Annotated in this window: 6 protein-coding genes; all 6 read right to left on the bottom strand. The window is 63.7% G+C overall.

The window, feature by feature from the left end; genetic code table 11:
- Window positions 1-53 precede the first annotated feature (53 nt).
- The 6 genes from VGD20_RS20420 to scpA are packed head-to-tail and all read right to left on the bottom strand — an operon-like array spanning window position 54 to window position 4,760.
- The gene (locus VGD20_RS20420) at window positions 54-446 is read right to left on the bottom strand and encodes a lysozyme inhibitor LprI family protein (protein ID WP_331136205.1); all 393 of its coding nucleotides are present in this window, start codon (window positions 444-446) and stop codon (window positions 54-56) included.
- Window positions 443-694, bottom strand: a complete 252-nt coding sequence (locus tag VGD20_RS20425) for a hypothetical protein (protein WP_331136206.1) — start codon at window positions 692-694, stop codon at window positions 443-445. The genes VGD20_RS20420 and VGD20_RS20425 overlap by 4 nt, the downstream gene beginning before the upstream one ends.
- A complete protein-coding gene (locus VGD20_RS20430; protein WP_331136207.1) occupies window positions 691-1,125 on the bottom strand; it encodes a hypothetical protein in 435 nt (144 codons plus the stop codon). The genes VGD20_RS20425 and VGD20_RS20430 overlap by 4 nt, the downstream gene beginning before the upstream one ends.
- Window positions 1,122-2,147, bottom strand: a complete 1,026-nt coding sequence (bioB, locus tag VGD20_RS20435) for a biotin synthase BioB (protein WP_331136208.1) — start codon at window positions 2,145-2,147, stop codon at window positions 1,122-1,124. The genes VGD20_RS20430 and bioB overlap by 4 nt, the downstream gene beginning before the upstream one ends.
- A gap of 22 nt (window positions 2,148-2,169) precedes the next feature.
- A complete protein-coding gene (locus VGD20_RS20440; RefSeq protein WP_331136209.1) occupies window positions 2,170-2,616 on the bottom strand; it encodes a hypothetical protein in 447 nt (148 codons plus the stop codon).
- Entirely contained in the window at window positions 2,613-4,760 is a 2,148-nt protein-coding gene (scpA, locus tag VGD20_RS20445; RefSeq protein WP_331136210.1) for a methylmalonyl-CoA mutase, read from the bottom strand. Before scpA ends, VGD20_RS20440 begins: the two co-directional genes overlap by 4 nt.
- Window positions 4,761-4,827: the final 67 nt, after the last annotated feature.

Below are 4,827 nucleotides of genomic sequence, written 5' to 3' on the forward strand. Positions count from 1 at the left end.
GCGGCAGGCGATTTCACCGCGGTTGGCGATCAGGATTTTCTTGAACATCGGTCTCAATATTCCTCGATGAGGGATTTCAATTGTGCGGTGCGCGCCTCGGTCAGCTGCCTCTGACATCCGCTGATCACCATCGGTTCAGCCGATCCTCCGCGCATCGTATAGCCCTCGCTGGCGCATTGCTTGTCACGGTAGGACAGCCACGCGCGCTGCGCGGCGAGCAGCGTGTCGAAATAGCCCGGGCGATCGTCCTGCGTGCGGTCGAAATCCTTGTCGATTTCCTTCATGCGCGCCGAGGTCACCTTCCATTGCGCATTCATCGCCGCATCGGCACGCTCGAACTCCTTGTACGCGCAAGCATTGAGCTCGAACTGCGCCATGGCATTGTCGCAATCGATTTCGGGATCGGCGGCCGTCGCGGACAGCAGTAACAGCGAAGCGAATATCATTCGGTCGTCTCCTTTGGCGCCGGCACACCGGCATCGGTACGATAGATGCGTTTGATCTGCCGCGCCCACACCAGCATCAGCATGAGCGCGCCGATCCAGAGCAGGTTTTCCGCCCACAGCGGCCCGCCCGCGCCCGCCGCGGTGCCGAGCCGCACGCCTTGCATGCGGTTTGCCGTGATGCCGAACGCACAGGAGGCGGGCAGCAACAGGACCGAGATCAGAAGGGCGACAAGCGGCTTGCGGGTCATGGCTTTTGGGCTTTGGCGGGCAAATTCTCGCCCTCCCAATGCAGCAACTCGTACCGGCCGTCGGTCTTTCGGCGCGACAGGTAAAAGATGCCGGAGGCGTCGCTTACGGGTTTGAAATAAGTTCCGACGTAACAGGTCGTGCTCTCGTCCGGTGCGGCATGGACCGTTTCGAACGCCGTCCCCCTGCGCGTCTCGAGCTTTCCCAGTATCTCCGCATTCTGCAGCCACCCCGGAAGGTCAGGGTCATTCACGGGTTTGCCGCGCACCTGCTCGAAGTGGAAGGCGCCTTTGACCAGCCGGACGTCGGGATCGGTCTTGATCCGTTCGATCCGTTCGTGAACGGGGCGCATGTCCATGGAGCAAGCCGCCGCCGGGGAGCCCGCCAGCGCCCCTAAAGTCGCCGCCAGGATGGAGGCGCCCGCCCTGATCATTCGGCGGCTTCCATCCGCATCGGCTCTTCGCTCACCATCGGCTTGAGGCCGAGCTTGGTGAACAGCGCCGCGTCGGCACTGTCGCCGCGGTTGCCGGTGGTCAGCAGCTTGTCGCCGGTGAAGATGCTGTTCGCACCGGCCATGAAACACAGCGCCTGTGTCGCTTCCGACATGCTCTCGCGCCCCGCCGACAGGCGCACCATGCTCATCGGCATCGTGATGCGCGCGACCGCCACGGTGCGGACGAACTCGATCTCGTCGATCTGCGCGAGCGGCGTGTCGGCGAGCATGTCGCCGAGCACGGTGCCCTTGATCGGGATCAGCGCGTTGACCGGGACGCTTTCGGGATGGCGCGGCAGGGTCGCGAGCGCGTGGATGAAGCCGACGCGGTCGCCGCGCGTCTCGCCCATACCGACGATCCCGCCCGAGCAGACGTTGATCCCGGCGCTGCGCACTTCCTCGAGCGTGTCGAGCCGGTCCTGGAAGGTGCGGGTCGAAATGATATTTTCGTAATTCTCCGGACTCGTGTCGATATTATGGTTATAATAGTCGAGCCCCGCGACAGCGAGTTGCTGCGCCTGCTCCTTGCTGAGCATGCCGAGCGTCATGCAGGTTTCCATGCCCATCTGGCGCACGCCCTCGATCATCTCGACGATCGCGGGCATGTCGCGTTCCTTGGGGTTGCGCCATGCCGCGCCCATGCAGAAACGCTGCGAGCCGGCGTCCTTGGCCTCAGCCGCCGCCTGGAGCACCGCGCGCACGTCCATCAGCTTGGTCGCTTTCAGCCCGGTGTCGGCATGCGCCGACTGCGAGCAATAGCCGCAATCCTCGGCGCAGCCGCCGGTCTTGATGCTGAGCAGGGTGCACAGCTGCACCTCGCCGCGCGCGTGGTGGCGGCGGTGGACGCCCTGCGCCTCCCACATCAATTCGTCGAACGGCAGGTCGAACAGTTCGGCGATCTCCTCGCGCGTCCAGTCGTTGCGCGAATATTCGCCCTGCTCGGCGGAACTGGAAAGGCTCATTGGTTGTAACCCTTTGCTTTGATTATTTGCAGAAGCGCGCGAGCGCCGCGTCGTAGAATTCGAAAGGCGGCGTTTCGCCGGACAGCGGCTGATAATTGCCGTCGGCCCATGGGCGCCGGTCGCCATAGGGCACGGTCACCTGACGGCGATCGGCCTCGCTGCCATATTTGCCGACATCATAGAGGGTCAGATCGATATCGGCCTCGGGATCGTCGCAGTTGAGGCGAATGATCCCCTTGTTCACAAATTTGTCGGCGGTTTCGAAATAGACGTCGCGCCACGGGCCGTCGGATTGTTCGAGGCGGCCGTACCAGTTGGTAAAATAGACGTCGTCGAGGTCCTGTTTGTAGATCCACTCGACGGTCACATCGGGCCGATACTCGCTCGCTTTGCTCGCCGATTCGGCGTGCGCCGTCGCGCCCGTCATCGCAGCGGCTCCTGCAAGCATCAGTCCCAGCATCCGGTTCATGCGGCATCCTCCAATGGTGGCATATTGTGGCCGAGCAGGCGCAGCACGTCGGCGGCGCATTCGACCACGTTCGAGCCGGGCCCGTAAATCCCCTGCACCCCTGCGTCACGCAGATATTGATAGTCCTGCGGCGGGATCACACCGCCCGCGATCACCTTCACATCGCCGCGCCCGGCCTCTTTCAGCTTGTGGATAAGTTCGGGGATAAGTGTCTTGTGCCCGGCGGCAAGGCTCGATGCGCCGACGACGTCGACGCCTGCGTCCAGCGCAAGCACCACCGTCTCTTCGGGAGTCTGGAACAGTGGTCCCGACACGACGTCAAAGCCCATGTCGCCGAATGCCGAAGCGATGACGTTGGCGCCGCGATCGTGGCCGTCCTGCCCCATCTTGGCGACAAGCAGCTTGGGTTTGCGTCCCATCCGCCGTTCGACCGCCTTCACGCCGTCGAGCACCTGCTGCCAGCGGCTGTCGCCTTCATAGGGCGCAGCGTAGACGCCCTTCACCGGGGTTGGCTGGGTGCCGTAGCGTTCGAAGCTTTCTTCCATCGCCGAGCTGATTTCGCCGAGCGTCGCGCGGGCGCGAGCCGCTTCGACGGCATGCGCGAGCAGGTTGTTCTCGATCGATTGTTCGCCCGCCGCCGCATCGCGCAGCGCCTTGAGCGCCACCTGACAGGCGGCTTCGTCGCGGCTCGCCTTGGTCTTGTTGATCCGCGCGACCTGTGCCTCGCGGACCTTGGTGTTGTCGACCTCGAGCGTTTCGAGCAAATCCTCGTCCTTCAGGCGATATTTGTTCACCCCGACGATTACATCGTCGCCGCGGTCCACCCGCGCCTGCCGCGCGGCGGCGGCCGTCTCGATCATCGCCTTGGGCCAGCCCGCAGCAACGGCCTTCGCCATGCCGCCTTCCTTCTCGACGCGCTCGATAATCTCCCACGCCTTGTCGACCAGTTCCTGCGTCAGCGCCTCGACATAGTAAGAGCCGCCCAGCGGATCGACGACCTTGGTCATTCCGGTCTCTTCCTGGATGACGATCTGGGTGTTGCGCGCGATGCGCGCCGAGAAATCGGTCGGCAGCGCGATTGCCTCGTCGAGCGCGTTGGTGTGCAGCGACTGCGTTCCGCCCAGCATCGCCGCCATCGCTTCGATCGTCGTGCGCATCACATTGTTGTACGGGTCCTGCTCGGTCAGGCTGACCCCCGACGTCTGGCAGTGCGTGCGCAGCATCTTGCTGCGCTCGTCCTTCGCGCCGAGATTGGTCATCACGCGGTGCCACAGCACGCGCGCGGCGCGCAGCTTCGCGATTTCCATGAAGAAGTTCATGCCGATCGCGAAGAAGAAGGACAGGCGCCCGGCGAATTTGTCGATGTCGAGCCCCGATGCGACGCCATAGCGCACATATTCGGCGCCATCGGCAATCGTGAAGGCCAACTCCTGCACCTGCGTCGCGCCGGCTTCCTGCATATGATAGCCGCTGATCGAGATACTGTTGAACTTCGGCATCTCACGGCTCGTGTAGCCGAAAATGTCCGAGATGATCCGCATGCTCGGCTCGGGTGGGTAGATATAGGTGTTGCGGACCATGAACTCCTTGAGGATGTCGTTCTGGATGGTCCCGTCGAGCAATTTGCGCTCGACCCCCTGCTCCTCGCCCGCGACGATGAAGAAGGCGAGTATGGGGATCACCGCGCCGTTCATCGTCATCGAGACCGACATCTGGTCGAGCGGGATGCCGTCGAAGAGGATCTTCATATCCTCGACGCTGTCGATCGCGACGCCCGCCTTGCCAACGTCGCCGACGACGCGCGGATGGTCGCTGTCATAACCGCGGTGCGTCGCGAGGTCGAAGGCGACCGACAGGCCCTTCTGGCCTGCGGCGAGGTTGCGGCGATAGAAGGCGTTCGATTCCTCGGCGGTCGAGAAACCCGCATATTGCCGGATCGTCCACGGCCGCCCCGCATACATCGACGCCCGCACCCCGCGCGTGAAGGGCGCGAAGCCGGGCAGCCCCGGATCGGCCTGTACATCCTCGGCGGTGTAGAGCGGCTTGACGTCGATCCCTTCGGGCGTCGCCCAGGTGAGGTCCTTGCCCTTCACTTCCTTGTCGGCGGCGGCGGCCCATTGGTCGAGGGTGGGTTTGTCGGTCATATGCAGTCTCTAGGTTGTGATCCCCGGCGAAAGCCGCGGCCTCGTGCAGTCATGGGCCCCGGCTTTC

Source organism: Sphingopyxis sp., from assembly GCF_036402335.1.
GTDB lineage: Bacteria > Pseudomonadota > Alphaproteobacteria > Sphingomonadales > Sphingomonadaceae > Sphingopyxis.